This is a genomic window from Candidatus Eisenbacteria bacterium (genome assembly GCA_018831195.1).
Taxonomy (GTDB): domain Bacteria; phylum Eisenbacteria; class RBG-16-71-46; order CAIMUX01; family JAHJDP01; genus JAHJDP01.
The window spans coordinates 44,171-69,627 of record JAHJDP010000065.1 but is presented as its reverse complement, the minus strand read 5'-3'; the positions used below and the strand labels follow the sequence as shown (position 1 = coordinate 69,627).

General features: G+C 54.5%; 15 protein-coding genes and 1 pseudogene. All 16 read right to left on the bottom strand.

The annotated features are described in order from the left end of the window. Nucleotide 1: 1 nt before the first annotated feature. Nucleotides 2-1,693: a cytochrome c biogenesis protein ResB gene (locus KJ970_11395; GenBank protein MBU2691521.1), complete on the bottom strand. Its 1,692-nt coding sequence runs from the start codon at nt 1,691-1,693 to the stop codon at nt 2-4. Between the two features lie 199 nt (nt 1,694-1,892). Then, a complete protein-coding gene (locus tag KJ970_11390; GenBank protein ID MBU2691520.1) occupies nt 1,893-4,715 on the bottom strand; it encodes a cytochrome c3 family protein in 2,823 nt (940 codons plus the stop codon). Between the two features lie 25 nt (nt 4,716-4,740). After that, nucleotides 4,741-6,183, bottom strand: coding sequence for a NapC/NirT family cytochrome c (locus KJ970_11385; protein ID MBU2691519.1), 1,443 nt, complete (start codon nt 6,181-6,183; stop codon nt 4,741-4,743). A gap of 410 nt (nt 6,184-6,593) precedes the next feature. Then, nucleotides 6,594-7,151 (bottom strand): cytochrome c family protein, encoded by a 558-nt coding sequence (locus KJ970_11380; protein ID MBU2691518.1) that lies wholly within the window; start codon nt 7,149-7,151, stop codon nt 6,594-6,596. A gap of 283 nt (nt 7,152-7,434) precedes the next feature. Then, a complete protein-coding gene (locus KJ970_11375; protein ID MBU2691517.1) occupies nt 7,435-8,538 on the bottom strand; it encodes a hypothetical protein in 1,104 nt (367 codons plus the stop codon). Nucleotides 8,539-8,624: 86 nt separating this feature from the next. Continuing rightward, a complete protein-coding gene (locus KJ970_11370) occupies nt 8,625-9,620 on the bottom strand; it encodes an NHL repeat-containing protein (GenBank protein MBU2691516.1) in 996 nt (331 codons plus the stop codon). Nucleotides 9,621-9,835: 215 nt separating this feature from the next. After that, a pseudogene (locus KJ970_11365) lies at nt 9,836-10,486 on the bottom strand (response regulator transcription factor). A gap of 10 nt (nt 10,487-10,496) precedes the next feature. Then, nucleotides 10,497-11,999: a HAMP domain-containing protein gene (locus KJ970_11360; protein ID MBU2691515.1), complete on the bottom strand. Its 1,503-nt coding sequence runs from the start codon at nt 11,997-11,999 to the stop codon at nt 10,497-10,499. Continuing rightward, nucleotides 11,996-12,967 (bottom strand): phosphate/phosphite/phosphonate ABC transporter substrate-binding protein, encoded by a 972-nt coding sequence (gene phnD / locus KJ970_11355; protein MBU2691514.1) that lies wholly within the window; start codon nt 12,965-12,967, stop codon nt 11,996-11,998. The genes KJ970_11360 and phnD overlap by 4 nt, the downstream gene beginning before the upstream one ends. Before the next feature lie 25 nt (nt 12,968-12,992). After that, nucleotides 12,993-16,106 (bottom strand): cytochrome c3 family protein, encoded by a 3,114-nt coding sequence (locus KJ970_11350; protein MBU2691513.1) that lies wholly within the window; start codon nt 16,104-16,106, stop codon nt 12,993-12,995. Between the two features lie 83 nt (nt 16,107-16,189). Then, nucleotides 16,190-17,872, bottom strand: a complete 1,683-nt coding sequence (locus KJ970_11345; GenBank protein ID MBU2691512.1) for a peptidyl-prolyl cis-trans isomerase — start codon at nt 17,870-17,872, stop codon at nt 16,190-16,192. 3 nt (nt 17,873-17,875) lie between these two features. Next, nucleotides 17,876-19,036 (bottom strand): hypothetical protein, encoded by a 1,161-nt coding sequence (locus KJ970_11340; GenBank protein MBU2691511.1) that lies wholly within the window; start codon nt 19,034-19,036, stop codon nt 17,876-17,878. After that, complete coding sequence (locus KJ970_11335; protein ID MBU2691510.1) at nt 19,036-19,614, bottom strand: hypothetical protein; 579 nt, start codon at nt 19,612-19,614, stop codon at nt 19,036-19,038. The genes KJ970_11340 and KJ970_11335 overlap by 1 nt, the downstream gene beginning before the upstream one ends. A gap of 65 nt (nt 19,615-19,679) precedes the next feature. After that, nucleotides 19,680-21,857 (bottom strand): hypothetical protein, encoded by a 2,178-nt coding sequence (locus KJ970_11330; GenBank protein MBU2691509.1) that lies wholly within the window; start codon nt 21,855-21,857, stop codon nt 19,680-19,682. 77 nt (nt 21,858-21,934) lie between these two features. Further along, complete coding sequence (locus tag KJ970_11325; GenBank protein ID MBU2691508.1) at nt 21,935-23,833, bottom strand: cytochrome b/b6 domain-containing protein; 1,899 nt, start codon at nt 23,831-23,833, stop codon at nt 21,935-21,937. Between the two features lie 218 nt (nt 23,834-24,051). Then, nucleotides 24,052-25,437, bottom strand: coding sequence for a cytochrome c family protein (locus KJ970_11320; GenBank protein ID MBU2691507.1), 1,386 nt, complete (start codon nt 25,435-25,437; stop codon nt 24,052-24,054). Between the last annotated feature and the right edge of the window lie 20 nt (nt 25,438-25,457).

The window sequence follows — 25,457 nt, the reverse complement described above, 5'->3', positions numbered from 1 at the left end:
CCTACTCTTCTTTCATCTTCGGCCAGATGAGTTTGCGTGAAAGTGTGATGAGAAATCCAATGCCCAGAAAAAGGTACCCGATATATGTCGGCGTTTTCCCGGGATCGTAATTGACCGATAGAATCGTTCCGCGGCGATCTTGGTCATAGGACGATTGAAAATGTTTATATCCCCGGAATGTCAAGGGATGGTTCATATAAATCCGTTCCGCCCGCCCGTTGACACCGGCTTCCTCATCAAATACCCGGACGCGGCTTTCGTAACTCGCCGGGTTGGAGCTTCCGGGATAGGTGACCAACACAAAATCATCCAGGTGAATGGTATAGGGGAGTTTTATAATCTTTGCTCCCAGCCTAATTCCGACCTCATGTCCGCTGAGATCAAGCCAGGTCAAATCATCGCCATGGCTCAAAATTGTTTCGGCCCGGTTGCCGGCATGGTCCGTCACCGCAACCCTGGACGCCGGCATTTTACTCTCGTCATCACTGAGGCCGGGCCGGGTCACGGCGGACCGCCAAACCTCCATCAGCGCGAGGACGAAGGTCGCCGATCGTATCGTCTCATCGGGAGCCAGGGTGAAATCCTCTCCTGCCGCGACGCTCCGGGGCGGCTCGGAAGGATTCTTGGGGCGAATCTCAAGGGAAAAAGTCGCCCGGCCCGCGAGTTCGCCGCCGGGTTCGTAAGAAAAGTAAAGCTCACTGTTGTATTGGTACTTCATTTCAATTTCAGAGAAAGAGGCCTCGCCGCCGGCATGCCCCATATCAAAATCAGGATGGAAGGCGAACAGCAATCGCCGGCCCTTCTCCCCATCAGGCCCTTCGATTTCCACACGGATCGCCGGATTCTCCATCTCATCCGATGCGGAGGGGGATGCTCCGACCCTGAAACTGGGGTGAAATTCAGAAATAAGAAACCGGTAGCCGCTGATGGTCATCTCTGCGGGGGGGGTCCTTGGAACATCCATAGTGCGGGTTTCACCGTTGAAGATGACCTCGAGCCTTCCGTAGGGCGATGCCGGAGGGGAATCGTTCAACGCGCCATTTAAAAACCGCGCCTCAGCGCCGGGCAGGGCCAATCTTTCGCCCCGGCTCAATGTCTGAATTTCCATTCCCCGCGAGCCGGTGGCGCTGAATTTAATCGTGGGGACCCCACCCTCCCCTTCCACAACTAAATTCTCAAAGTGCGGCCAGTAATCGGCGATCGAGATATCCAATTCTTGCGATCCGACCGACACCTTGCGGTGGAGTGTTTGGCCTGACTTGTACAAAAATACGGGAATAAAAGCGGATTGCCCTCCGGTTTGGACTTCAATGTGCTCTTTTCTGGAATACATATAATCCGTGGATGATCCTTCACGGATGGACATGACGCCCTCATATCCAAAGAAACGGGTAATCCCGGCGCCGATGAGAATCACGATCATCGAAATGTGCGCGATGACGAATCCCAACCTGTTGGCTCGAAAAGGAAATCCTGAAACGAGGGAAACGACCAGATTGAGACCTAGCAAGGCGAGTAGAATCTCAAACCATTTTGCGCCATAGACCATGGCCCGCGCCGCATCGGTGCTCTGGGCGGATTCAATGAATGTTGCGATGGCGATGGCGGCGGCAAAGATAAAGAGGAGGGCCACCGTCAAATACATCGAGCTGAGGATCTTTATGATGGGGTGAGCTCTAGATTTTTCACGCATATAATAACCTAACTAGCTGCATCAGCCGGGATAAGTTCCAAGGACTCCACACCTGTGGCGGATCGGACCTAAGCTGCCATTCCACACGATCAACCCCTCAAGTTAGATGATCGCCGGTCTCATCGCAAGGTACGATTCTCGGCGCTCACGCTACGATCCCGCCAATATAACAATTCCTCATGACAGAACCCCAGAAGGATTAGCGATACTGGAACAACATAGACCAGATGATCAAACCGATCAGGGCAAGCCCGAAAGCAAGGGCTGAAAACCCGAAAACCCTGGCGGCTATGCGGAGCCACCGCGGTGGCTCCGGCACTTCCAATGTCTTTAGTCTCCGGCTTTCAACGAGCTCTTCATATTCCCGCGGACGGTCATTTTTCAGCTCCTCCAAAGAGACGACGCCCGTGAAGATGACCGGATCCATGGGAAATTTCTCCGGCCGGAAATGAGTGTTGAAAAAGTGTACAGAAAAGATAAAACCGGTGGCCAAAAGAGCCTCGTCGCTATGAATGATCGTTGCCACATTGATAAAGCGTCCGGGAAGGAACCTGGTGAAAAATTCAGGAAACCACAGCATAAGTCCCGTGAAGCCGATCATGGCGACGCCCCAAAAAACGGCAAGATAATCAAACTTCTCCCAATAGGTCCAACGACCGTAACGCGGCCGCTTGGCCAAACCGATAAACCACAGGGTCGTTTGCCAGAATTCCTTCAGGTCTGTTTTATTCGGCAAGAGGCTTCCGGAACCGAAAATGAATTTCCAGGCGGACAGGCCCGATTCCTTCTTTTTACGATGTAGGTGAACGAAATGGAGCAGGAAGTAGGCGAAGGTCAAAACCGCACAAAAGCGATGGATCGCTCCCGTCGATTCGAATCCTCCCAGAAACCTGGCCAGCCCCGACGCCCATGTTTGATTGGCGAATTTGAGAATCATGCCGGTCATAGCGAGACCGATAAAGCTGATGATCACGATAATGTGCAGGACACGTGGGAAGATTTCAAACCTCAGGATCTGTTGTTCAGGCCCGGATCTTTTCTGCCGATTGAGACGCCGGCGTTCACGGAAAGAACGGGGTATCCAGAGCAAGGTATGAATGCCGAAAAATCCGAGGGTGCCCACCAGGAGAATCGTCATGAACCAGAAGGTGCCGTGCAACAGCGGGTATTTCGCCTTGTCATGGTGCGTCGCGTGGGTCAGGTAGCCGGTGAACTTACGATTCGATTCGGGGTGGCATTTCGCGCAGGTCGCCACGGCATTGGCCCGGCTCAATGTTGATTTGACATCATCAGGGGGAAGAATATTGTGGGACCCGTGACAATCAGAACATTTCGCCGTCGAAGCATACCCGAGCTTGGACACCTTGCCATGATAGGTTTCGAAATAGCTTTCGGTAACCTCCTCATGGCATTGGCCGCATTGGGTGGTAATAATCTGCCGAAAATCCTCTCCATCCACTCGCTCAATCGTATGGGATTGGTGGCAGTCGTAACATACCGGCAGTCTTTTATCTGTATGCGAGACCTCCGGGCTGTGAATGGACTTCTTAAACTGCTCATAGATGCCCAGGTGGCATTTGGCGCAGGTCTTCGCGATATTGGTGGCATTTACCGATGACGCGGGATCTTTTGCGGGATAGATGTCATGCGCCGTGTGACAGGAGGTGCACATTGCCGTGACCATCAATCCACTCTCATTCAAACCCTTTCCATGAATGGACATGTTATAATGTTCAACAACCTCAGTCTGTGAAGCGTGAAGCCGGGCCGCGGCCTTCTGTCCTTCCCGGTGGCAATTGGCGCAAAGTTGCGGAATATTCCGTGCGAATATGGGGGAATCGAGATTCTCCTTGGGGAGAATCTTATGTTCTCCATGACAATCAGTGCAGCCGGGCGCATTGGGATCACCTTCGGCCTTGAGCCGGCCATGAATACTCTTTGAGTGGCTCTCGACCTCCTTCGCGTGGCAGATCGAACAGTCCACAGGACCGGAGTCTTTACAGACGGGATTCAGGCGGATATCGACCCCGACATGACACCGCACGCAGGGTGTATGCGGCCCGTGGGCCGAAATCAGAATTTCGGAAGTGTCGACAAAAAGCGTATCCGTTCGGCCTTCGCGGGTGCGCACAAGATCGTGGCTCCCGTGACAACCCATGCAATAACCATCATTAAGCGCGTCTTCATAGACCACACGCCGGATATCATGGGGAGAATGGCATTCAACACAGGAGGGAATGACGTGTGGCTCCTTTTCCCACAATTCCCCGCGAATGACTTTGAGATGAACATCCTCGATACGCCCGTGGCATTTCATACAGGTCGCGGCGATATTCTTACGGTTGATCGTCGACGCGGGGTTCTCATGAGGCAGGACATTGTGCGCCGTATGACAACTTGTACAAACTGCAGTCACTGTCAAACCGCGCACAAAAAGGCCTTCCCCGTGAATCGACATTGAGTAATTTTGGATGACATTCGATTGATCGATATCATGCCGGGTAACCATGTCAGTATCTTCCCGGTGGCAGGATCCGCACATTCTTGGTATTTGTGAGATATTAGTGATTGATGATGGATCATCTGAAGAGCGGATATCATGCTTGCCATGGCAATCGCTGCAAAGGGGAGCATCCGGATCACCCTGCGCATGCGCCATACCATGAGAGCTGGCGGCGTAGATCTTGGCTACACCATCATGGCAACCACCGCAGTCGACGGGTTCCAGCCCCGATTCATGCGGAAGATCCTCCGGATCGACATCTTGATGGCATGAGACGCATCCATTCCCGGCATGGATCGAATGGCTGTACGATTGCGGATCGACGTACAGCGATATGCCGATTTCATTATCAGAAAGAAATGTCGGATCATTGTGGCACTCAAAACAATAATTGTCTTCCTCAACAGCGAGCTCCTGCGCCTGCGCATCGGGCTCAAGCCGAATACCGGTTACTGCAAAGCCGGCAAAATAGACAACACCCAAAAGACCCAGGATCTTGAATATTTTGAACGGCTTCATATTTGATGCGCCTTTTCTTTCTCAATTACTCTTTTGGAAAGATCACTTCCAGGACCTTTGGATCCTGTTCCTCAATCGCAAGAAGAGTATGGCATGTAGAACAATCCTGGCTTATGGCATCTCCATTCTCAGCGACATGCTCCTCATCATGGCACCGGAAACAACCAGGGAAGTCTTCATGTCCCAGATGATTGGGATAGGTGCCCCAATCAACATTCATGCTGGGAAAGATGTTTTTATTATATATCCCGACCAGTGTTTGGGCGGTTCTGCTCAATTCCGGATCCATCTCCTGAAGAACCGACGGGTGTTTATCCTGGTATCCTGCCCGCAGAAGTTCGGGAATACGAATCGCGGCGTCCTCCCTCGAAGCATACTTGGTCGTCAAAACCCGATACCCAATCCCCCGGATATTCGGCAGGCTTTGGGGTATGACACCCCAGAACAATGCATTATCCAATGCTGCGTCGGGCATAGAATATATATGCGTGGGCCGGTTATGGCAATCGACGCAGTCCATGACGCGTGGTTCGAGAATCTCGTTCTTGGGAGGTTCTTTACCCTTCCAAGCATACCGAAGTGTGTCGCCATTAGACTGTATAACACGGATATTATAAATGTTCTCCCGGGACTCATCCGAATCATACTCGACATGATTCAGTACATGCCAATGTATACCCCGGTCCTGGTTCCCAGCGACACCGCCCCCGACCTTCAGTAAAAGAACGGTTTTTAGCTCGGTATTCGCCTCATCATCCTCAAAATGCGGGATGACTTTGACTTTGTCCCCATGAAACTTTTCGGGCCAATGGCATTGCTCGCATGTATCGCGGGCGGGCCGGAGGTTGTGAATGGGGGTCGGTATCGGCCGCGGGAAGGTATTGAATAGGGTCGCAAAAACCTGCCGCACGCCCGACAATTTTGCTTTCACATACCAATCGGCGCCGGAGCCGATATGGCAATCGACGCAGAGCACCCTCGCGTGGGGGGAATTCTGATGGGCAACCCACTCGGGATTCATAACCTGATGGCAGGTCTCGCCGCAAAAATGAACAGAATCCATAAACTCCATACCTCGAAAAGAGACAATTCCAAGAATGGTAAAGTTCACAAGTGTCAGAATGGCGATGACCGTAAAACGGTTCCTGTGCCGAGGATTATTGAGATCCAGCGACAGATAAAGCGGGAGCTCTTTGGATGGCTTTCTACGAAGAAGCCTTTTCTTGTACCGGAACTCTCCAATGGGTATGAGAAGCAAACTGCAGACGAAGACTATCGGCAGAATGAGAAATGTTAAAATTCCAAGATAGGGATTTCCATGATAGCCGGTAAAATCCAACACAAGCAGCGTCACCAGCAACACCCCGCTGAGAGACGCCCCATTGAGCCCGAGGAAACCCAAGGGATGACGCAGCGCCCTCGTGAAGTAGTTGCGCACACTACCGAAAATTTCTATGATCGTCGCCATTTTGTTTTTGCCAACCGTGGCCCTTTGCTAGAAACCCGGTGCCTTTGGGTCGTTGGGTCGTTGGACTAATAATGCGAATCAGATTTTCTAAAATTATCAAATACCCTTTTTAGGGTCAAGATATGAGAGGGACTCGCACAGGATAATGTGAGTGATGGTGGGACGCTTCAGCCCAAGGGACGGACAAGCTTCGGAACAACCCCTCCAGGATGAAGAGACTCCATATCAATACGAATAAGATAGCATAATCATATCTATTAAACGCGTTAACTATCTTTGCTCAGCAGGATAGAAAGAGCTCCCGATTATTATCGGGAGCTCAGACTTGAAAAGACGGAAACACGCCTTGCTCTTATTTTATGATGGCCCACCAGGGAGCAGGCAGCCTCCTTGCCCTTGCGAGGAAGTCTCTACTCAGCCTTGGCGATTTTATGATCAACCTTCTTTGAAGCCACGGCGAAATCGAATTTGGGAGCGGCCTTCGCTTCGCCCCAACACGCCTCGGGGAGAGCCTCTGTGTGGCAGATCTTACACTGAGCTTCTCCGACCTCGATCATTCCGGCCGCGACCGAGAGAGCATGATCCTTCATGACCGTCGCTGACTTGTATTCGCTTCCCGGACCATGACAGGCCTCACAACCGACATGGGCGAAATCAGCGGCATTCTCGGCGCCCGCGACATAGCCGCCCTTTCCGAATCCAGTCGTGTGACAGCCAAGACACTTCTCATCCTTCTGGGATGCTTCCGGCAGGGACGCAAAAGCCTTGGCGTGCGGGCCTGCTTCCCACTTCTCAAAAATTTCACCCTTCTTCTCGCCCTTGTGACACATCTTGCACTTTGCCGAGCTAATATATTGGAACTCCTTCTTTTCCGCATCGGTCGCTTGAACGGCGACAGATGTCCAGAAGAAAGCCCCGATTACAGTAACGGCAATAAGCGCCACCCCCAAGATACCTAACCTGCTCATCTCTTTCCTCCCTCTCCATGGCGATGCGTTGCCAACTGAACATCATGATCAAAGCTCCGCTTATGATCCGAATTTGCCGGCCCATTGTCAAGAAGTCTCCTTATGGCGGGCCAAAAGATTCAGGAATCGGCCATAGAGGATCCATAAAATTCCAAGGTATGACGGCCCAAAACAGGAGGATGGGGGCTCCGGCTGATACGAAGACGGCCCCCTCGTAAGAGGAGGCCGTCTTCACTCAAGCGGTCAGCTCAAGCCCCGGAGATCAGACCGGGAATCACCAATATCAGAGAGGAGCGTCGCCCGCATCCTTCACGTGACACTTGTTGCAGAGTGAACGCTGGTTTGTCGAGAAAGTGTACTGGTAATACTTGTTGGCAACATCCTCGGTAGAGGCACCCGTGTCAGTGGCAAGCGGGTGTGACTCGGCAATGAAGGTCGTGCCAAAGTCCCAGCGACCAATGTCAGCAAACGGGGTGGCGTGGGCACGGTGGCATGTGACGCACATCACCTGATCAGCGGAGGTCGGGCCCTGGGTGTAATCACCGGGATCGACATCATCAAAGACAACGTTAACCGCCTCGAAAGGAACGAGACCGTTATATGCGGTCGAGGCATTCCCACCGGTCGGTTCGTCGGAGCTGATATAGGCGTTGTAAGTGGAGGAGGCGGCGGTACCCATATCTTCGCCGGTCGGGTGAACAAAGTTGGTTGTGTTGCCGGCGTGGAATGTCTCGTGGCAATTCGCGCACCACTCACTCATGCCGGATTTATAGATCGTATGCTGGGTGTGTGTCTCTTCCCCACCACTGCCGACATACGTTCTCCGGGAGTTGCCCTCGGCAATCGGGGCTTCCTCGGTGAAGTTGTAACGTCCGCCGTCATAGACGGGTCCAATAGCCGAGCCATAGAGGATACGGAAATTCTGGTTGCCGTGGGGATCGTGGCAGCTCGTGCAGGTCAGGTAATCGCTGTCAAAATCACCACCGGGCGCCATTGACAAAGTCGCGTCGGCGGAAATGCCTCCGGCGGGGGAGATGACGTTGTGGCCATGGCTGTCGCCGGTGCTGGCATTAGCATGCCCGTGAGCCGACCATTCCCATGTCTTGGTGACCCAGTAGAAATCCCCACCAGGGCCGTAGCCCTCACCGCTGTAAAACTGTCCGTAATCGGCATGGCATGAAAGGCACATGTCCGTAGAGTTCGCAAACTTCAGCAAATACGGATTGCCTGCTGGATGATCGGCATCAATCGGCGCACCATCCTGGCTGTTGTGCATGGTATGGCAACCAGCGCACTCCGCCACACCACCATCGTGGAAGGCAAGCGCATTCATCGTCACGCATGCAACGAGGAATAGCGCCACCGCGAGTATCTGGACTAATCTCATCTTTTCCTCTCTCCTGTTGTGTTTTGTTAGTGGCTGATGCTGCATGCACCCTTACACGCAGCCAAGGCTCTCTAACTTCTTAAAGCTCACCTCTCTCCAGCAGGTGTCTTCTCTCTCTCCGCTGATGGCCTCGATAGGTTTGAAGCGCTCGGGGCGGATGCGGTATCCGAGAGACGGAAAATCTGTACCCGTCCCTCGAAGCCCTGTGCTACAAAAACGCGGCCGTCCGGTGAGGAGGCAATCGCCAGCGGGTGATACAGATACCCCGGTCCATCGCCCATCCTTCCAAACTCATCCACAAACTCATGCGCGGATGTGAAGAGAAGGATTTTGTGACGCATCCGATCAAGAACCAGCACACGCCCCACCGGATCAAAGGCGACTCCGATCGGAAAAGTGAACTCACCTCTTTGTGTCCCACGCCTACCGAAGAAGTCCAATAACTTGCCGTCGGGCGAGACAACAAAGATTGTCCGGATCTTGCTGCCTGGAATGTAAAGCCTGTGGTCCGGCGCTTCTGAAGGCCGGCCGAGCATGTCCGCGTTTTCCGACTGGGGATCAACCAGCTCCAGCATCCAGATCAAGGAGCCGGATTGGGAATCATGCTTGGCCAGAAGTCCGGCCCGGTCGACGGTGATGTAGTGCCCGTCACCGGCAATGATCAAGTGCTGCGGAGCCCACCCCGCACGGGGAATCTCGGGTTCATAGGCAACGGGCTCTCCCAGATAGTTGAGACGCTCGATCGTGCGCGTACCATCAGCCGCGATATCGGTAAATACAAAACCACCATGAGAATCGATGGACCCATCTTTCGGGGTTGAGATGTTCGAGGTCGCATCCGTCCGGTACAGATGAAAGCCGCGGTCATCAAAGATATCGATGACGCGGGAGGCCTCATCGGTTATACAAATTCCGCCGGAATGGAGATCGAGGGTCACCGAAGCGGGCCGGACCGCCTCCGGCTCCCCGGTCAATAACGTTTCATATTCAAGGATCATGACGGAATGAGAAACGACCGGATGGCAGAGCATGAGCAGGCAGAGCCATGCCCATCCGCCGGTCTTTACCTTTGAATTCATCATATCCGCCATCCTGAGTTCACGGCCCCACGGCGCGAAAAAAGCGGCCCGGTAGTTATCCGCCTAATATTTCAACTTCCTCATCATTAATTTTGCCGATCACAGGCCGGTTTCGGTAGCAGGAGAACCCCTACCCCGGCATATTGCTTGTCAGGGAAAACCCCCAAAATCATAGTACGGAGGTAGGATGAAGGCAGAATGAAGGATTCGTTTACAGGTTAATCATCCAGTAGGCCGTGGGTGAGGGCAAACTTGACCAACGCCGCACGGGTTCGTAGGTTGAGCTTCTCCATGCCGCGGGCCCGGTAGGTTTCGACGGTTTTAATGCTGAGAAAGATCTTTTCTGCAATTTCCGCATTCGTATAGCCCAGAGCCACAAACTGCAGAACCTCTCGTTCACGAATGCTCAGGTTCTCCCACTGGCCCTTCTCTTCGGTCTGAGCGGTTTGGTCTTGCGGCAGGAGATCATCCAGGGCATCGCCCATCATTGAGGGGTGAAGATAGATCTCTCCACGGGAAACGGACCGAATGGCCGAGATGAGCTCGATATCAGCGGCCTTCTTAACAATATACCCTCTGGCCCCCCCCTTGAACGCGGCCTGCAGATAGGTTTTGTCGTCATGCATTGTTAAAACAAGAATCTTGCTTTGAGGCGAAGCCCTCCGGAGGGCCGGCAGCGCCTTGTGGCCGCTCAGTCGCGGCATGCTGAGATCAAGCAGGATGACATCGGGTTTCAGCTTCCGGGCCAAACTGATCGCAGCCTCACCATCCACCGCCTCTCCCACGATGCGGAAGTCAGGCTGGCTTTGGAGCATCAGCCGGATGCCGGTGCGAAGAACGGCGTGGTCATCCACGATAAGTATGCTTGTCTCAGCCACTTCAAACCTCTGGTGTTTTGTCGCCTTTGAACTCGTTCGGATTCCATGTGATGCGACCCAAGGGAATCATATCTATGGGGATCTCGACCCTTAAACACGTCCCGGCGCCGGGGCGGGATTCCACGATGAACCTTCCACCAAACAACTCCGCCCGCTCTTTGATGCCAAACAGGCCGAGATGATCACCCGATCCATCGATCTGTTCCGGCATAAAACCACATCCGTCATCCTCAATAAAAATGCGTGTCCGATCCTTCGTTTTTTCCAAGAGCACGCTCACCGAAGCAGCATTTGCATGCCTTGCGACGTTCGTCAAGCCCTCCTGCACGATACGGTAAATGGCTGTCGCAATAACAGAAGGCAGGCTCTGCTGATCATCAATACCACGGGTGACGCAGTCGACTTCGAGCATATATCGTTTTCGATACTCGTTTACATACTTTTCCAGAGCGGCGACCAGGCCCAGCTCATCCAGCACGCAAGGACGAAGCTCCTGGGCTAAATTGTGAAGGTTGTCGAGGGTGCTTACAGCAATACTCCTCAATTCCTCCATCTGAGCCTGGATTTCCGGAGTTGGATGCAGTTGCTGAATTCTTTGCAGACCGACCATGAGCGAGGTCAGAGATTGGCTCGTTTCATCATGCAATTCCCGCGCAATCCGTTTGCGTTCTTCTTCCTGAGCCCGGATGACCCTCTCGAGCAACTGTTTGTGCAAGCGTTCCCAGGCCAGGCGTTCCGCCCGAACTTTAGCCAACTCCGCGGTCATTTGATCGAAGGTCTTGGACAGGGCGCCCAATTCATCACGCGTCCGTATCCCCGTTCGGTGGGAAAAATCCCCCCGTCCGACAGCCTCGGCCGCAGCGGCCAGAGAGCGGATCGGGCGTGTAATAAACCAGACAAGGAAACTGCTGCTGAGAATAGCAATGAATGCAACCACAGAAGTGGTCGTGATGAGGCGCAAGGTCAGATGCGTAATGTCGCGCCGGTGATCGGCGTCGGAAATCCCGACCCTGGCGACACCGACACGGCCGTTGGAAATCGGCACGGCGGTATCCCAAATCAATCCCTCGGTTGTTTTCAGTTTAACGGTCCGATCAAAGCCGGCGGCGGTCGGCTCATTGGCGTTTATCAAGGGCACCGGGAAACCCTCACCGAAGGTGTGCGCCAAAATATACCCATAAGGATCCAGGATGAAGATATAGCGGATATTCTCACAACCTCCCCGAATATCCTTTAACAATTCCTTGAGAGTAAACAAATCATTGACGAGGATGAGATCGGTGGCCCGGGCCGCCACATTTTGAGCGATGGATGAGCCCTCCACGGCCAAGTGAGAGCGGAGGGTTTTCTCGACGGCATGCCTCGCTTGAAACGTGATGGCGTGCCCAAGAGCAAGAACCAGGGTCAGTATCAGTCCAAGCAATTTAACGCGGATACTCATCCCCAGAACCACCGACCGGCAGCGGCGGATGAAGGCTCCTCTAAGAGATTTGAAAGAGCTCATGGTTCCGGTGTCTCAAGAACGCCCACGGCTCGGAAAATTACGCGGATGGAATCATAGGCCTTGTCCTCAATCGTCACAAAAGCGTCATAATCGATCAAGGCCAGCGCTCGCTTTCCTTCCGGATCATCCTTCATCCCGATGAGGATCTCCCTCAGCTGCGCAACAAGCGCTGGATCCACACCCGGACCTATGACGACCGGGGGCATGCCAAAGGGCGGAGACTGGTGGATCTGCTTAATTTTCCCCGCAAGCTTCGGATCCCTTTTCAGGGCGAAACCTAGAACAATGCTGTGCAAACAGGCCGCGTCCACCGATCCATCCGCCACCGCCTGAAGCGCGGTATCATGGCTGTATGTATAGATCGTCTTTCCAAAAAAGCTCTCCGGTGTTTCCCCCAATTGACGGATCAAGAATTTCGGATAATTGTGCCCCGTATGTGATAGTGGATCGGTGAAGGCGAAAATCGATCCCTTGAGATCCTCCATGGATTCGGCCGGATTATTATGATGTACAATGAGGACGGCATGATAGGTCGTCGCTCCATGAACAACAGGAACCGCGAGAAGCTGCATGCCGAATTGCTCATGCCCCACCACATATGAACTTGTACAAACAAAGGCCAGGTCGACTTCACTTGCGCGGATCAGCTCGTTTGTCTCCAGATAGGTCCGGCGTTGAACCAGCTCGATCGGACGGTTCATCTTATCGCCAAGGTACTTTAACAGCAGGCCATAACTTTCCACTGTTCCTTGCGGCGAGAGAACATTGGATACAGCGACCCGCAAAGGCGGGACTTCACTGGGCGGCGGCGCCGGCGGCGGGGAAAGGTCGGACAGATCGATGACATCCTCTTGCGCGCCCGCGGCCCGGCCGAAGAGCATAAGGACCGCCAGCAGACACATTCCACCCAGGATTCCGGCCCGCAGGCCGGGGAAAAACAATGCGGCGACCTTCGTTTGAACCTCCATAGGCCTCCCCCGAAACCGAATTCAGCTAATTGAGTTTTATCTCCCTGATTTTATCGGTGTGACATTGAACGCAGAGCGGCCCCTTCGGATCGGCGGCGAGAATGTATTCGTATTCCGATCCGTGTTTGTTGTGACAGCTCAGACAACCCATCGGCTCGTTTGTCCGGGGATCGAGATCATCCTCTCCCATAGGGTGCAGGATATGATCCTTAAAAGAATGGCAGCGTGAACAAATCTGGGTGGTTATATTTTCATCATCGGCAAAGACCAAATGGGGATTGTGGCAGGCGGTGCAGGCCCCATTTTCAGCCGCCGGATGGGAATGCGCCGCCTGCTTGAATTCTCCAGCGGCCTCGCTGTGGCATTTTTCACAGAGCTTATCCTGCGTCACCCGCAGGAGCTTTTCCTGCGGCGCCGTATGGGGTTCATGGCAGGCGGTGCAGGGTGAATCTCCCGTCAGCGGCTGATGCAGTTTGCCTTCTTTCAGATCCTCCCGCGTGCCCGGGTGGCAGCTGAAACAAAGTTCTCTCTCGCCGCCCTTTATTCTTCTCGTGCCGGCCTCATGGCAATCGTTGCAATCTCCCCCCTCATAAGGCGCATGCACATTCTTGTACGAAAGGGCGGCCCCCTTCGAGGCATGTGGATCGTGACACCCCAGACAGTCGACACTGGTGAGGGACATGCCCCCGTGTTTGGCCGTCATCTGGGAATCCCCCGCGTCATGACATTTGAAGCAGAGGGCCGGGACCTCTTGAGTCAGGATTCCCGGAAAATTTGTCCCGTGGGAGTCATGGCAATCATCACAACTGTTTTGCGCAAAGGGCGCGTGAACATTTGCATATTGCAGCCGACTCCGCATTTCTTCGTGGCAACTGAAGCAGAGATCCTTGCGGCCTACCTTCAGTAACGGCGCCTGTTCCGAGCCATGGCTCTCATGACAATGTTCGCATTGACCCATGCGGACCGGTTCATGAGCCAATTCGGCGTCGGGGTAAAGGGATTCGCTGTCATGGCACTCCTTGCAGGCGTCCACGGGACGGACCGGGAGCAGCGATGCTCCTTCCGCCACATGCGGATTATGGCAAGCGGTGCACTCACCCTCCAGGAACGGCGCATGCTGTTTTGCCTTCGCCAGACTTGCTTGGGGCAGATCATGGCACTCCTTGCAGACTTCAGCGGCAGGCGTCCCTGCACCGATCGGATCATGGCAGACCGCGCAATCCCTCTCTTCGAAGGGCGCATGCGACTGAGCCAGGAAGAGCGAAGGCTGCTGCGAGTGATGCGGTTCATGACAGGTCGAGCAATCGATTCCAGCGGTATCCAATTTAAGGTGAATTCGCTTGAATTCTGATCCTTCATCATGGCAATCGAAACAAAGCGCGGGCAACGACTTGACCAGGAGCCCGGCCTCCCCACCCCCGTGCGGGAGGTGGCAAGCCAGACAATCTCCCTGGCTGGGAGGATGGATCGATTGCGCCCCTTCCACATCGACAACGTCGGGGTGGCAACCGATGCAAATCAATGGTGAAGGACCGGCCAGCAGGGCCGGGCTGTCGGATCGGTGGGCGTCGTGGCAATCAGAACACTTGCCGTCAATAACCGGCTGATGGCCATGCGCAAAGGCGGTTGGATCAGCGACATCGTCATGACAGCCGGCGCATATCGCCACCGGATCATCGGTCAGCATACCCGGGCGCCCGCCCCCGTGCGGTTCGTGGCAGGTGAGGCACTCGCCTTCTTTGCTCGGCGCATGCACGCTTCCTTTCGGCGACTCTTCCACCATTTCGCCGTGGCAGCTTATACAAAGATCGCCCGCCGCCCCCTTGAGGAGATTCCTTCGGCTTGAAAGATGCGCCTCATGACAGGCGATGCATTCCCCGCTCGCCACGACGGCGTGAGGATATTCCATCGCATTGCGGAGCTTAATCTTTAGATGACACGACAAACACAGCTCCCCGCTGCCGGCCACAAGCAGGGGCTTCTGCCGGGAACGATGTGGATTATGGCAGACGGTACACTCCTGCTTTGCAAGAGGAGCATGAAGACTGCCGCCATCCGGTTCCTGGAGATCCATATCATGACAGGAAAGGCAGAGATCATTGATCCCGGAAGTTAAAAGGGCGGGATGGTCGGTTCCATGGGGCTTGTGGCAATCGGAACAGAGCCCATCCGCAACCGGTTGGTGGGCGTCGGATGCGCCCGAGCCGGCCGGGTCGTGGCATTCTTCGCATAGCTTATCTTCTCTTTGTACAAGCAGGGAAGGGTAGGCGCTTCCATGGGGGGAGTGGCAGGAACGGCAATCCCCATCAGCCACAGGTGCGTGCGGTACGGCTATTCCAGAAATTTCCAGGTCATGACACTCAAGACAAATCTCGTCACCGGCGGAAGCTGTGACCAAACCCTGATCATCCAACGTGTGACACGATTCGCAATCCATATCAGCGACCGGGCTGTGGATCGAAGGCAAGAGCAGCGAGGCTTCCGCCGACGAGTGCGGATCATGGCAGAAAACGCAACGGGCCGTGGTTATATCCGTGCCACCGTGCTTCTCCCGCAGGGTGGCCTTATTGTTATGGCAGCCCAGGCAGAGATCAATGGATTCAGAGGTCAAGAGCCCGGCATGCTCCGATCCGTGGGGATCGTGGCAGGCTTCGCACCCCTTAGCGGCCATCGGCTCATGAACATGCGCTCTCTCAAACGGACCGCGGTCATGACATGCGAAACAGAGTTCTCCTTTCTCGTGCGTGAGAAGAGCCGGGCGGCCGGTGCCGTGAGCGGAATGGCAAGTTAAACAATCTCCACCCTGCATGGGGGCATGGAGATGCGCCGATTCCATCTTCGCGCCGAATTCTTCATGACACCCGAGGCAGAGATCCGCGCCCTCCGCCTTCAAATTGAGAGCACCCAAGATGCCATGGGGTTTGTGACAGGCATCACATTTTTTGGCCTTGAATGGATCATGCGCATGACGTTCTTTGAGCGCCGACTCCATCTCTTTGTGGCAATCAAGACATTCCTTCTGCTTGAATCGGTCGGCGGCCCCCGGACCACTCGGAAGGGTGATGAGGCCTGCAAGTGCCAAAGCCACGAGGATCCCCATCCATGGCAGAGCGCGATCTCTTTGTATTCCTGGTCTCACCCTGAATCTCCCTGTCTCTTCGCCGGATCAATCCGATAAACCTGCGGCTTTGTCACTATTCCCATACTTTGCATTCCCGTCTTCTACATTCCCATCCAATCATGGATGCGTTGTTCGATCCTTTGATAAGCCCCATCCATGATTTCGATTGTCGCGGCCGATTCGAGCCGGGCAACCGCATCGGTTACCGCCTCACGTGTCCGTTGACTCTTCAACGATCGGAGGACCTGCCCCCGGCACTGGGCCAATGGGGGCGCTGTGACCCTTTCGATTTCCACAATCTTCACCACCGCCCAGGCTCCCTCGAACGGCAAAGGTCCCAGCAGCATTCCCTTGTCAACATCGCTGGAGAGGCCCAGCATCTGGGCGTCGACCCAATTCGTAAATGCCACCGGATTGGGGTCACTGACTGCGGGCGTCCTGGGGATGAGCCAACTCAGACTCGCCCCCTCCTCCAACTTCTCCCGAAACCGGCGCGCCGCCTCTTCATTCCCCAATAAGGCGCCATTCACCCGCAATCTGGCCTTGGGTGTGAATTCTTCAGAGTGCGCATTATAGAAACTCTCTATCTCCTTCTCATCTGGGTTGAAGGGGAAATCCACGATCATATTGAGGACTTTTTCCCGGAGAAGCTGGCGCTCCAGCGCATCTGACTCCATGATGATATTCGGTCTTTTGTGTAAGTGAAGGATGGCGGCTTCATGCCGAAGGAGGGATTCGGCCAGGACTTCGCCAAACATTTTATCGCGGAGCTCAGGCGCATTCGGCTTGTTTTCGATGCCGTGGAAATGCTGGAAACGCATGGCCCGGGTCAACTCGCTGACTTTGATCTGCCGCCAGGGCAATGTGGCCAGCACAGCCTCATTGTCGCGCAGCTGATTCTGCACCTCGGGATCGGGAGAGCCGTAATCGAGTGTTTGCAGGAGGGGTTCATCAATGGTCACATTGTATTTCTCTTTCAATGCCTCCACATAAGCTTTAACAACCGTCATCACGCGATCCTTCATCACGGCATCAACCAGCGCGTCCTGCATGGCATCGGATTGCCCGACGGTTTCATCCCGGATTTCCGCCAGAAGAACCAGATGCCAGCCCTTTTCGGTCTGAACCGGCCCACCGATCTCTCCCACCGAGAGCTGTGGCATCAGTGTCTCGAATTCGGGGATGAACATTCCCTCACGAGCCCACCCGATGTCCCCTCCCTTGCCGGCCCAGGTCGTGTCCCGGGAATGTCGATCCGCCAATGTGGCAAAAGGAATGCCGGCCTTCAGACTGTCACGCAGGGCCAGAGCGGAGGCTTCATCATCCAATAGGATGTGGGATATCCGATTCATTCTATTTGTCTTCGTGAAAAGGCTGTCCAACTCGCCCGGTTTCGGTTTCTCTACGGGCGCCGAGATCGAATCGAGAAGAGCGATCACGCTGCGGTGCCTCATCAACTCTTCGACCTGGTTCTTTATCTGCGGGTCTTCCTGCGCATCGAGGCGGTACCCTTCCTGCTCCAAGAGCCTGTTCTGAATCATCCGCTTGAGGATCGACTCAGGTGAATATCCCTGAAGCTCTTCCGCCGTGAGACTCGGTTTCGGGCGGGGGAGGATGATCTCCAGATCGGTCATTGTGATGGGATCACCATCCACCAGAGCGAGGACGGCGGCCCCGGCCGGCATAGGGGCATCGGCGGCGGCGACCCTGGAGGAACCGTGCAGAAGCGGGCCTGCCATGAAAAGTATGGCGAGGAGACAACTCCAAAACCGGGGTCGATCCATGATTTAAAGATCCTCTTTATAGGGCAAACGGCTCACCAGGCGATCCGTTCCTTTTTGTATCCGACGAGACATCATGACCCCCTTGATCACTCCAAAGAGGCCGATCGAACTCTCCGGCTCCATATACTCGGCGCCTGCGGCGATGATCCGTCCGGAATCGCCATTGATCATCATGAGGGCTAGATAGAGCGGCAATTGCACTCCCCGGGGGGATGATCCGACCGCACCATCATCGTCCTCAGACTCATACCGCGGCCCTCTCTGCTCCGTTTTTATCCCGTATGATAACAGATGTGATTGAAGTATGGATTCCGCGTTAAAGCGGGACATGAGGCTTCGCCGCGCCATCGGTTCCAGTCGCTTGGGATCGTACCCTTCTCTTAAGAGGGACGATACAACCAGGGATGGATCAGGCATCACCCAGCGTTCCAACCGAAGCAGGGACCGGAGAAGACAATGAGTCGATAAGTCGGCCTGGGCCGCCTCGATGCCGGCCGGCGAAACCGGCAGTACAACCAGGGTCTGCTGTCCTTTTCTCGGCGTGACTTCCAACCACCGGCGGGCCAATTCCCCGCTGATTTTGGCAACTTCTTTATCCCATGCGGCTTGGCTGCCTGCAGAAGAATCCCAAACCTCAGGAGGGATCAACGTCTCGGCCACATCGACACCTGCCATCAGGCCCGAATCGGGAATGATAGCCCGGATCAGAAGGAGCAGGCGGTCGGCATAAACAACGAGGTCGGCCACCATCAGGCGGTCCAATGATAACTCTCTTGAGCTCTCCGCCAGGAAATCGAAATGCAGATCGTTGCCGGATCGAATCCTCCACTCCTGGAGCAGAGGCTCCAACTCCAGATAGGGAACAAAGTCATATCCGTACGGCTCCAGATCCGTCGCAAGAATCTCCTGCCCGGATAGGCGGATGTGTGACGGATCGATGGGCAGTGGATAAACACTTCGGTTTGAAAAGAAAAACAAGAGGGCCGATCTGTACCGGATCTCCCTCATCTCCGCTTGGGATCCATCCGCGGGCGAGCTTTCCGCGGCCGGCGGAACAAAGTCCGCCGGAAACGGAACAAGCCCGAGCGATCCCGAGGGAAGGGCCAGGAGGATTCCAAAGAGGATCCCGAAGAACTGAAGCCGAACCTCCCGTGGAATCATCATCAGAATAGCGATTTCAAAGCCTGCCGGACAGCATTGCGGGAGACATCGTATAGACTTGCCGGACTTCCACCGAACAGCCGGTTCCATATCGACATCCCGGTTTTATGAACTTGTGAACGCCAGATTGTTGTTCCGGTTTCGGTCTCCATCATCCCCAGAACCAATGTGATTTCCGGACCCCTTTTCCGATCTGCCGTATTGATCCCATACTCTTCGACGACTCCGAAAAAGATCGCATCCACGCCCAGTTCCTTCCCCAAGGCGACCCCCTGCTGGGGGGTCAGTTCCTTCCCGGGGCTCAATCGCTGGACCAACATGCCCGAGAGGGTTTCACCCGGATCGATGATTTCAAGCCTCTCCTTCTTCAAAACTTCCATGAGAAAAATCGACTGCAGCCTCTCATCGGCAAGGTCGTCGGAGCACAGGTTCTGGAAGGGAAGAATCGCGCAACGCTGAACGTGTCCAAAATCCATATTCGGATGGATAAAGCTCTCCCCGCTGGAGGCGCACCCGCTAAGAGTCCCCGCCACCAGCAAAAGGAGCAGCCTGGCGATTGCCGGCATGACCCATCGATTCATGAAAAGTCCTCCCGCCCCATCCTCTTCAGATCAGTGATCCTTCATCACACTTTATAAGGAATCACCTAAAAAGACCAACTGACTCGCATATTCGTGCTGATGGGAGCCCTAACTCTCTCCCCGGACACTTCGTATCTCTGGGTCTCGATACCCCCCTCCAAAAGGAGTCTCGGCCGCATCCGCCATTTCGTCGAAACACCGCCGCCCCACTGTGTTGCATCGGTCCTGGAATCCTGGAATCCATTGCCATTGATTCGGATTTCGACACTGCCACCGCTAAGGGGAGACCAGGCCACAGAGTGACGGGCGCTCCATTCGGTTGTCTTCCGCACCTGATAGAGCCAAGTACTCGAAAAGCTAATCAAGGGGAGGGGTGCCCAGTTGAGCGTAAGATTGGTATTGTCAAACCTCTGAAACCCCGCTCCCGCCTCCGTGTTGACCCATCGATCCGTTCGATTAAAATCAAGGCTCAGACTTGATAGGGGACGAGTCGAAATTGAGGTCGCAATGGCGTTGGAAACTGATTCTACATCGAGAATAAAATCCTCCCGCCGGCCATGGCTGAATCTCTGTTTGATCTGCAGCCTTGGGGTCGCCTGCCAGGATAATGCCAGTGTGACATAATTGGTTGTTTTGTCCTGATGGGTGCTGTGATCCACGGAATGATTCCAAGAGAGCTTGGTGGTAAACCGCGTCGTGGATCCCCGGGCGATGGCCGCCTCATAATCCTCGACATTGGTGCTGCTCTGCGCCTCCCTGGTGAGCCGGTAGGTCTGAACCATGCCGGTGAGAATAAGGCCGCCCAATTTTAGCCGTGAGTGAAAACCCTGGGTCACGGCATCAAGATCCCGGCCGTCCATCTCGTAAAAAACGCGCTGCCGCAGGGTCGTCTGGTATCTGAAATTGAGAATGGGTATGGGAGTGAGGCTGACACTCGCATCCAGTTTGTCATTCCGCGAACGCTCTTCTGTTTTCTCGATCTCGTTGACATCGAGCGTGTAAACCTCCAGCTCGGTGATAAAAAGATCGGGTACTGTTGGACCGAATTTGACATCGACCAGCTTGAAATAGCGGGCGGAAACAGTGTCATTAAAATCGATGGCCCACCCTTGGTGAACATTGCTCCATTCATTGTATCCAATACTGAATCTATCCGTCTCCAGCTCAGTCCAGATCCGCCCTTCGGGATCATCCGTGACGAAGAGGCGCCACTGGAACAACTCGGGATGCAGCAAGCGTTCATCGACGAAGAGGATTGCCGAACTCAGCTCTTCCTGATCGCCGAAATCATATTGTATATTCCGGTAATCCCCTCCGAACTCCCGCACGACCGGAGCCGAATCGCCTATATTGATCGAGGTGGGGCTTTCACGATCCCGGTCAAACAATTCGGGAACGCTGATCAAATCTCCTTCAAGGGGATCGTGAATCTCAGGCGTATCATCAAGCAACGCATGCCCGGAAAAAGGCTGAAGAAGAACCGTGTTTTCAACACTCCCGCCCGTCTCAGCTTTCTGTATAAAATATTGAGTTCGAGCCCGAACGGACAGATCGATTCGATTATCGGCAAATCGTTTGTCGGCGCCTAAATCGAACCCATGTGAATAATCTGTACGCTGGACCTGCCGATCCACGACATCGCTGGAAAGAGCGGAGAACTTGTACTGGATCTGCCCGATCGTGCCCAGAGATTGTTCGGCGTCCAAAAACCCTGATTTCTCCCGGGTTTCTTTGTCGCCCCCAATCTCTCCTTCTCTTTTAGATAGCGTTTGTGTCCAATTGATGTTGAGACGCGTCCCTCGGTCGCTGCGGGCATTGAACCATCCGCCATGCTGGCTGCGGGTGGACAAGGGCGCAAGGGCCGTCGCGCCCGAGGATTCCTTTTCGAACCAATCGCCCTTCAATCCGAGGTTCAGCCGCCGGGTTCTGTAACTCATCGAGTAGGAGGGTTGCAGCGTATGATTATCCCATTCCTGCGACAGCCCGTTTGTCTCGCTGCCCGAGAACTCACGAACCCAGCGGAGCCGTGTGGAGACCATGATTTCCTGAAGGAGGGTGAAGGGCTGGTTCAGCACATAGGTTTCACGTCTTGAAAAGGTATTGTAGGATCCTGCGCCGGCCCGGCCATTCTGATGCGAATTCCATATATCGAGCCTTCCGTCCAAGGCATCACCTTGGCCGGGAAAAAATAGCAGCAACAAACCCGCGACCGGGAAAATATATTTTCCGATTCTTCTCAACATAACATCTTAGTTTATCACATGATCTTCTAGAACGAACGGGGCGGCCGCTTCCGAACGCGACGAAAACTCATGATTCCCTACGACTCCGTTTCTTTCTTCGGTTCCGGAATCTTGATCAAAGGGTGCTCCGCCTTGAATTGTTCCTCGGGCATATTTCCAGTAAGCCAGGAGGGGTTCATGGGATAAACCTTGGGACTGAATACGGTTGAGTACATGTGCCAGATCAAGATGGCGAGGAAAGCCAGCCAGGCTTCATAATAGTGAACCACAAGCATGACATCGAGGAACCCCTTGGGGAACCAGTGGATCGCCAAATTGTCGAACCAGAGGAAGAGCCCGGAAATCGCCATGACAACCGTTCCCCAAACGAGCGCCCAATACTCCGCCTTCTCCACATAGGAGAAACGGCCGAATTGGGGATGATCCCCCTGGCGGCCCAAATTGTAAGCCATCATCTGGAAGAACTGCTTTACATCCAGGAAGCCGGGCGCCATGTCTCTTAAGAATCGCCGCCCCCTGGCGGTCAAGAGAAAGAGCATGTGCCAGAGCGTCACCATCAGCATTACAACGCCGCAGACGCGGTGAAGCGTTCCCCTGAACGCCGACCCGCCGTCCCAGCCGAAGAACAGCTTCGACCACCACGCATCATAAAACCGGAGGGAGAAACCGCTGATGACAAGTAATGTAAAAGAGAGCGCGAGGAAGAAGTGCTGGACGACCTCATCCGCGTCCATCCGCTTAACCTGTTTTTTCTTCTTCATTGTCACATGGATCTGCTGGATAAGATCGATGAGCCAGTGCAGGGCCATGGCCCCGATGATGATGGCGATCGCCCACACATAGATGGCCCGCACGACGGCGGCGGCGCCGGCCTGAATCCCGGTGGAGGAGGCGTGAATCGGGGTGCTGGCCATCTCGGGTGTGATGCTGGGATGGCATCCACCGCATGTTGTCACAAGATTCCCCTTGTACACCGTCGAGGTGGGATCGGATGCGGGCAGAATCCGATGGGCGCCATGGCATGAGGCGCAGTTGGCGACCGTGATATCACCGGCCTGGCTCTTGAGGCCATGATAAGAATCGCGGAAACTGTGAAGCCTTCCCGTGGGAAGCGAATATTTCTCGTTTAGGGCGGCCGATTCATGGCAGGGCGAGCAGGTGGCCTCGGCCAGGCGGTGGGAGCTGACCGGGGATCGCGGGTCGTCGTGAAGCAGAATATTATGCTCACCGTGACAGGTTGTACAAATCGGTGATTCCACCTCGCCCCGTTCGGTCAATTGCCCGTGAATACCCTCGGAATAATCCTGAGCGATATATCGATGGCACTGCCCGCAGGTCTTGGTGATGTTGAAATGGTTGATCGGCGATTTGATATCACCGGGAGAGAGGATCTGATGGGCATCCCCACCCGCGGAGTGGCAGTCATTACAGCTCGCGGCCGAATAAACGCCCCCCAGCGCGGCCCGTCCGTGAACACTCACCGAGTAAACCTTGACGGGGTGTTTGAAGCGAATACCCTGTGCCTCGGTGAATTTTTCGTCTTCGTGGCATTTCCCGCATGTTTGTGGAAGCCTCAAGGGATTGACTCTCGATGTTTTATCAGCCACCGGCTTGATGTCGTGGGTGCCATGACAATCGATGCAATTGGGAATCGCCGTTGATACGCCGACAATCCCCAGACCGTGTTTTACATAAGACTCGGCGACATCGCCGTGGCAGGCGCCGCATTCCGCCGGCGGGAGGATTTCGCTATGCGGCAGCTCCTCAATACCGGTATGGCAGTCGGTGCAAAGTTGATCGGCATGAACACTGCTCATGAGCGTGCTATGGGAAACCTCCGGAAGATCCCCGCCCGTGTCCGCGTGACAAGCATCACAATCTTCGTTTGTAAAATCCTGGGCGGCCGCCGGAAGGACGGCCAGACAGATCAAGACGAGTAAAACAAGGCAGCGCCGGACCAATTCTTGAGACAACACAATATCCCTCCCCAAATAGCTGGCTTTGAAAGCGGGTGGCGGGGTGTGTTTGACTCTCTCGGCGCGGCCGGGCCACCCTGCAGAACCTGGAAATATCAATAACAGATAGTGAGCCTTTAAATCAATATACTAATCCTGTGAAGAAGATGGCTGAGTCCTGCCTAATGTCAATTTGCGGGTTTTCCCCCTCACAAATTACCGGATCCGCCCGCCTGCTTCTAATGGGCCTTGTGGCACAGAACGCATTCATCACCCGCGTGGCAGGCATTACAATCTTCATGATGTTCCTTTGATGGATCCCGTTTTGTAGGGTCCTTCGCCAGATCATGACAAAGATTGCAGCTCTCCTTCTGATGGCAATCGACACATTCGAAACCTTGTTTTTCGATATGATCGGAGTGGGCGAATCTGACAACCGGCCCCTCCTTATAATTTGTCTGAAAGACCTTTGTGATGGGCGGGATAAGTTTGGGATGACTTTGCCCCACGATATCGGTCGGGTCCTGCCCCGCGGCCTCGAGATCTTTTGTCTGGGATGGATGATGACAGGCGGTACAACGAGTCTCGTGATCCCACTCGCGATGACAGCCGAGACACAAACGGTGATAAGCCCCCTGCAGGCTCGGCTGGCCCATATGGGCTCCCTTTTCTACTGAGGTGTGGCACGCCGAACAGGCCTGGATATCATTCTCTTCGACATCGTGATGGCAGATCTTGCACCCGACGCCCCGCTCGGTCATTTCGGCATGGGCCTCATGATTGAACAGTGGTTCGGCTGAATCGTGAGAGGTATGGCACTTTGAGCACTTATCATCCTCATGACAGGCCTTGCAATCGGCATGCGCCGCTTTCTTTGGATCCCTGCCGGAGCTGCTCCGCTGCAGGTCATGGCACTGATCACAGCTTTCATTCTGATGGCAATCGACGCATTCGAATCCGAACGATTCCACATGCTCGGCATGGGGAAACCGGACAACCGGCCCTTCTGCAAAATCAACCTGAAGAATCTTTGTGACAGGCGGCACCAACTTGGGATGCTCCCGGCCGATGATATCAGAGCGGTCGTAACCCGAAGCTTCCAGGGCTCCATCCTTTGCAGGTACGTGGCAGACATCGCATTCCGTCTCGTGGCTCCATTCACGGTGGCATCCGAGACAGAGACGGTGAAACGCCCCCTTCAGTCCGGGCATCCGCAGATTGGTGTTTTCATTGCCGGGAACATGGCAATCTGAACAGAGCGGGATATCATCCGAAGTGCTGTAGTGGTGGCAGACCTCGCATCCGATACCGCGATCGGTCATCTCGGCATGGCCTTTGTGATTAAAAAGAGTCGCCTCATAGAGGTCCGCGAGATCGTCCAGCTTGAGGATATCGGGGCTCTTTGAAAGATCAAAACCGGCGGTCTTGTGGGCGGAAGCCAGTCTCGGACAAGCTTTGAGGCACATATTCTCAAGCGTCGGTTCTTCGCAGGTATGACATTCCATACAATCAAGATCGCTGGGTTCATTCGGATCATGAGCGCTGCTGATGACCGGATAAAACAGGAGTATCACACCGATCCCGACAAGATGACATACCGCCTTAAAAAATGCTTTTGCGACCATGACACCACCTCGTTGACTTG

Excerpts from the sequence above, each read along its gene's own strand:
- KJ970_11345 (MBU2691512.1), bottom strand. The coding sequence starts at position 17,872 with ATGGATCGACCCCGGTTTTGGAGTTGTCTCCTCGCCATACTTTTCATG.
- KJ970_11330 (MBU2691509.1), bottom strand. The coding sequence starts at position 21,857 with ATGTTGAGAAGAATCGGAAAATATATTTTCCCGGTCGCGGGTTTGTTG.
- KJ970_11390 (MBU2691520.1), bottom strand. The coding sequence starts at position 4,715 with ATGAAGCCGTTCAAAATATTCAAGATCCTGGGTCTTTTGGGTGTTGTC.
- KJ970_11375 (MBU2691517.1), bottom strand. The coding sequence starts at position 8,538 with ATGAGATTAGTCCAGATACTCGCGGTGGCGCTATTCCTCGTTGCATGC.
- KJ970_11395 (MBU2691521.1), bottom strand. The coding sequence starts at position 1,693 with ATGCGTGAAAAATCTAGAGCTCACCCCATCATAAAGATCCTCAGCTCG.
- KJ970_11320 (MBU2691507.1), bottom strand. The coding sequence starts at position 25,437 with ATGGTCGCAAAAGCATTTTTTAAGGCGGTATGTCATCTTGTCGGGATC.
- phnD (MBU2691514.1), bottom strand. The coding sequence starts at position 12,967 with ATGGAGGTTCAAACGAAGGTCGCCGCATTGTTTTTCCCCGGCCTGCGG.
- KJ970_11340 (MBU2691511.1), bottom strand. The coding sequence starts at position 19,036 with ATGATGATTCCACGGGAGGTTCGGCTTCAGTTCTTCGGGATCCTCTTT.
- KJ970_11335 (MBU2691510.1), bottom strand. The coding sequence starts at position 19,614 with ATGAATCGATGGGTCATGCCGGCAATCGCCAGGCTGCTCCTTTTGCTG.
- KJ970_11380 (MBU2691518.1), bottom strand. The coding sequence starts at position 7,151 with ATGAGCAGGTTAGGTATCTTGGGGGTGGCGCTTATTGCCGTTACTGTA.
- KJ970_11385 (MBU2691519.1), bottom strand. The coding sequence starts at position 6,183 with ATGGCGACGATCATAGAAATTTTCGGTAGTGTGCGCAACTACTTCACG.
- KJ970_11370 (MBU2691516.1), bottom strand. The coding sequence starts at position 9,620 with ATGATGAATTCAAAGGTAAAGACCGGCGGATGGGCATGGCTCTGCCTG.
- KJ970_11360 (MBU2691515.1), bottom strand. The coding sequence starts at position 11,999 with ATGAGCTCTTTCAAATCTCTTAGAGGAGCCTTCATCCGCCGCTGCCGG.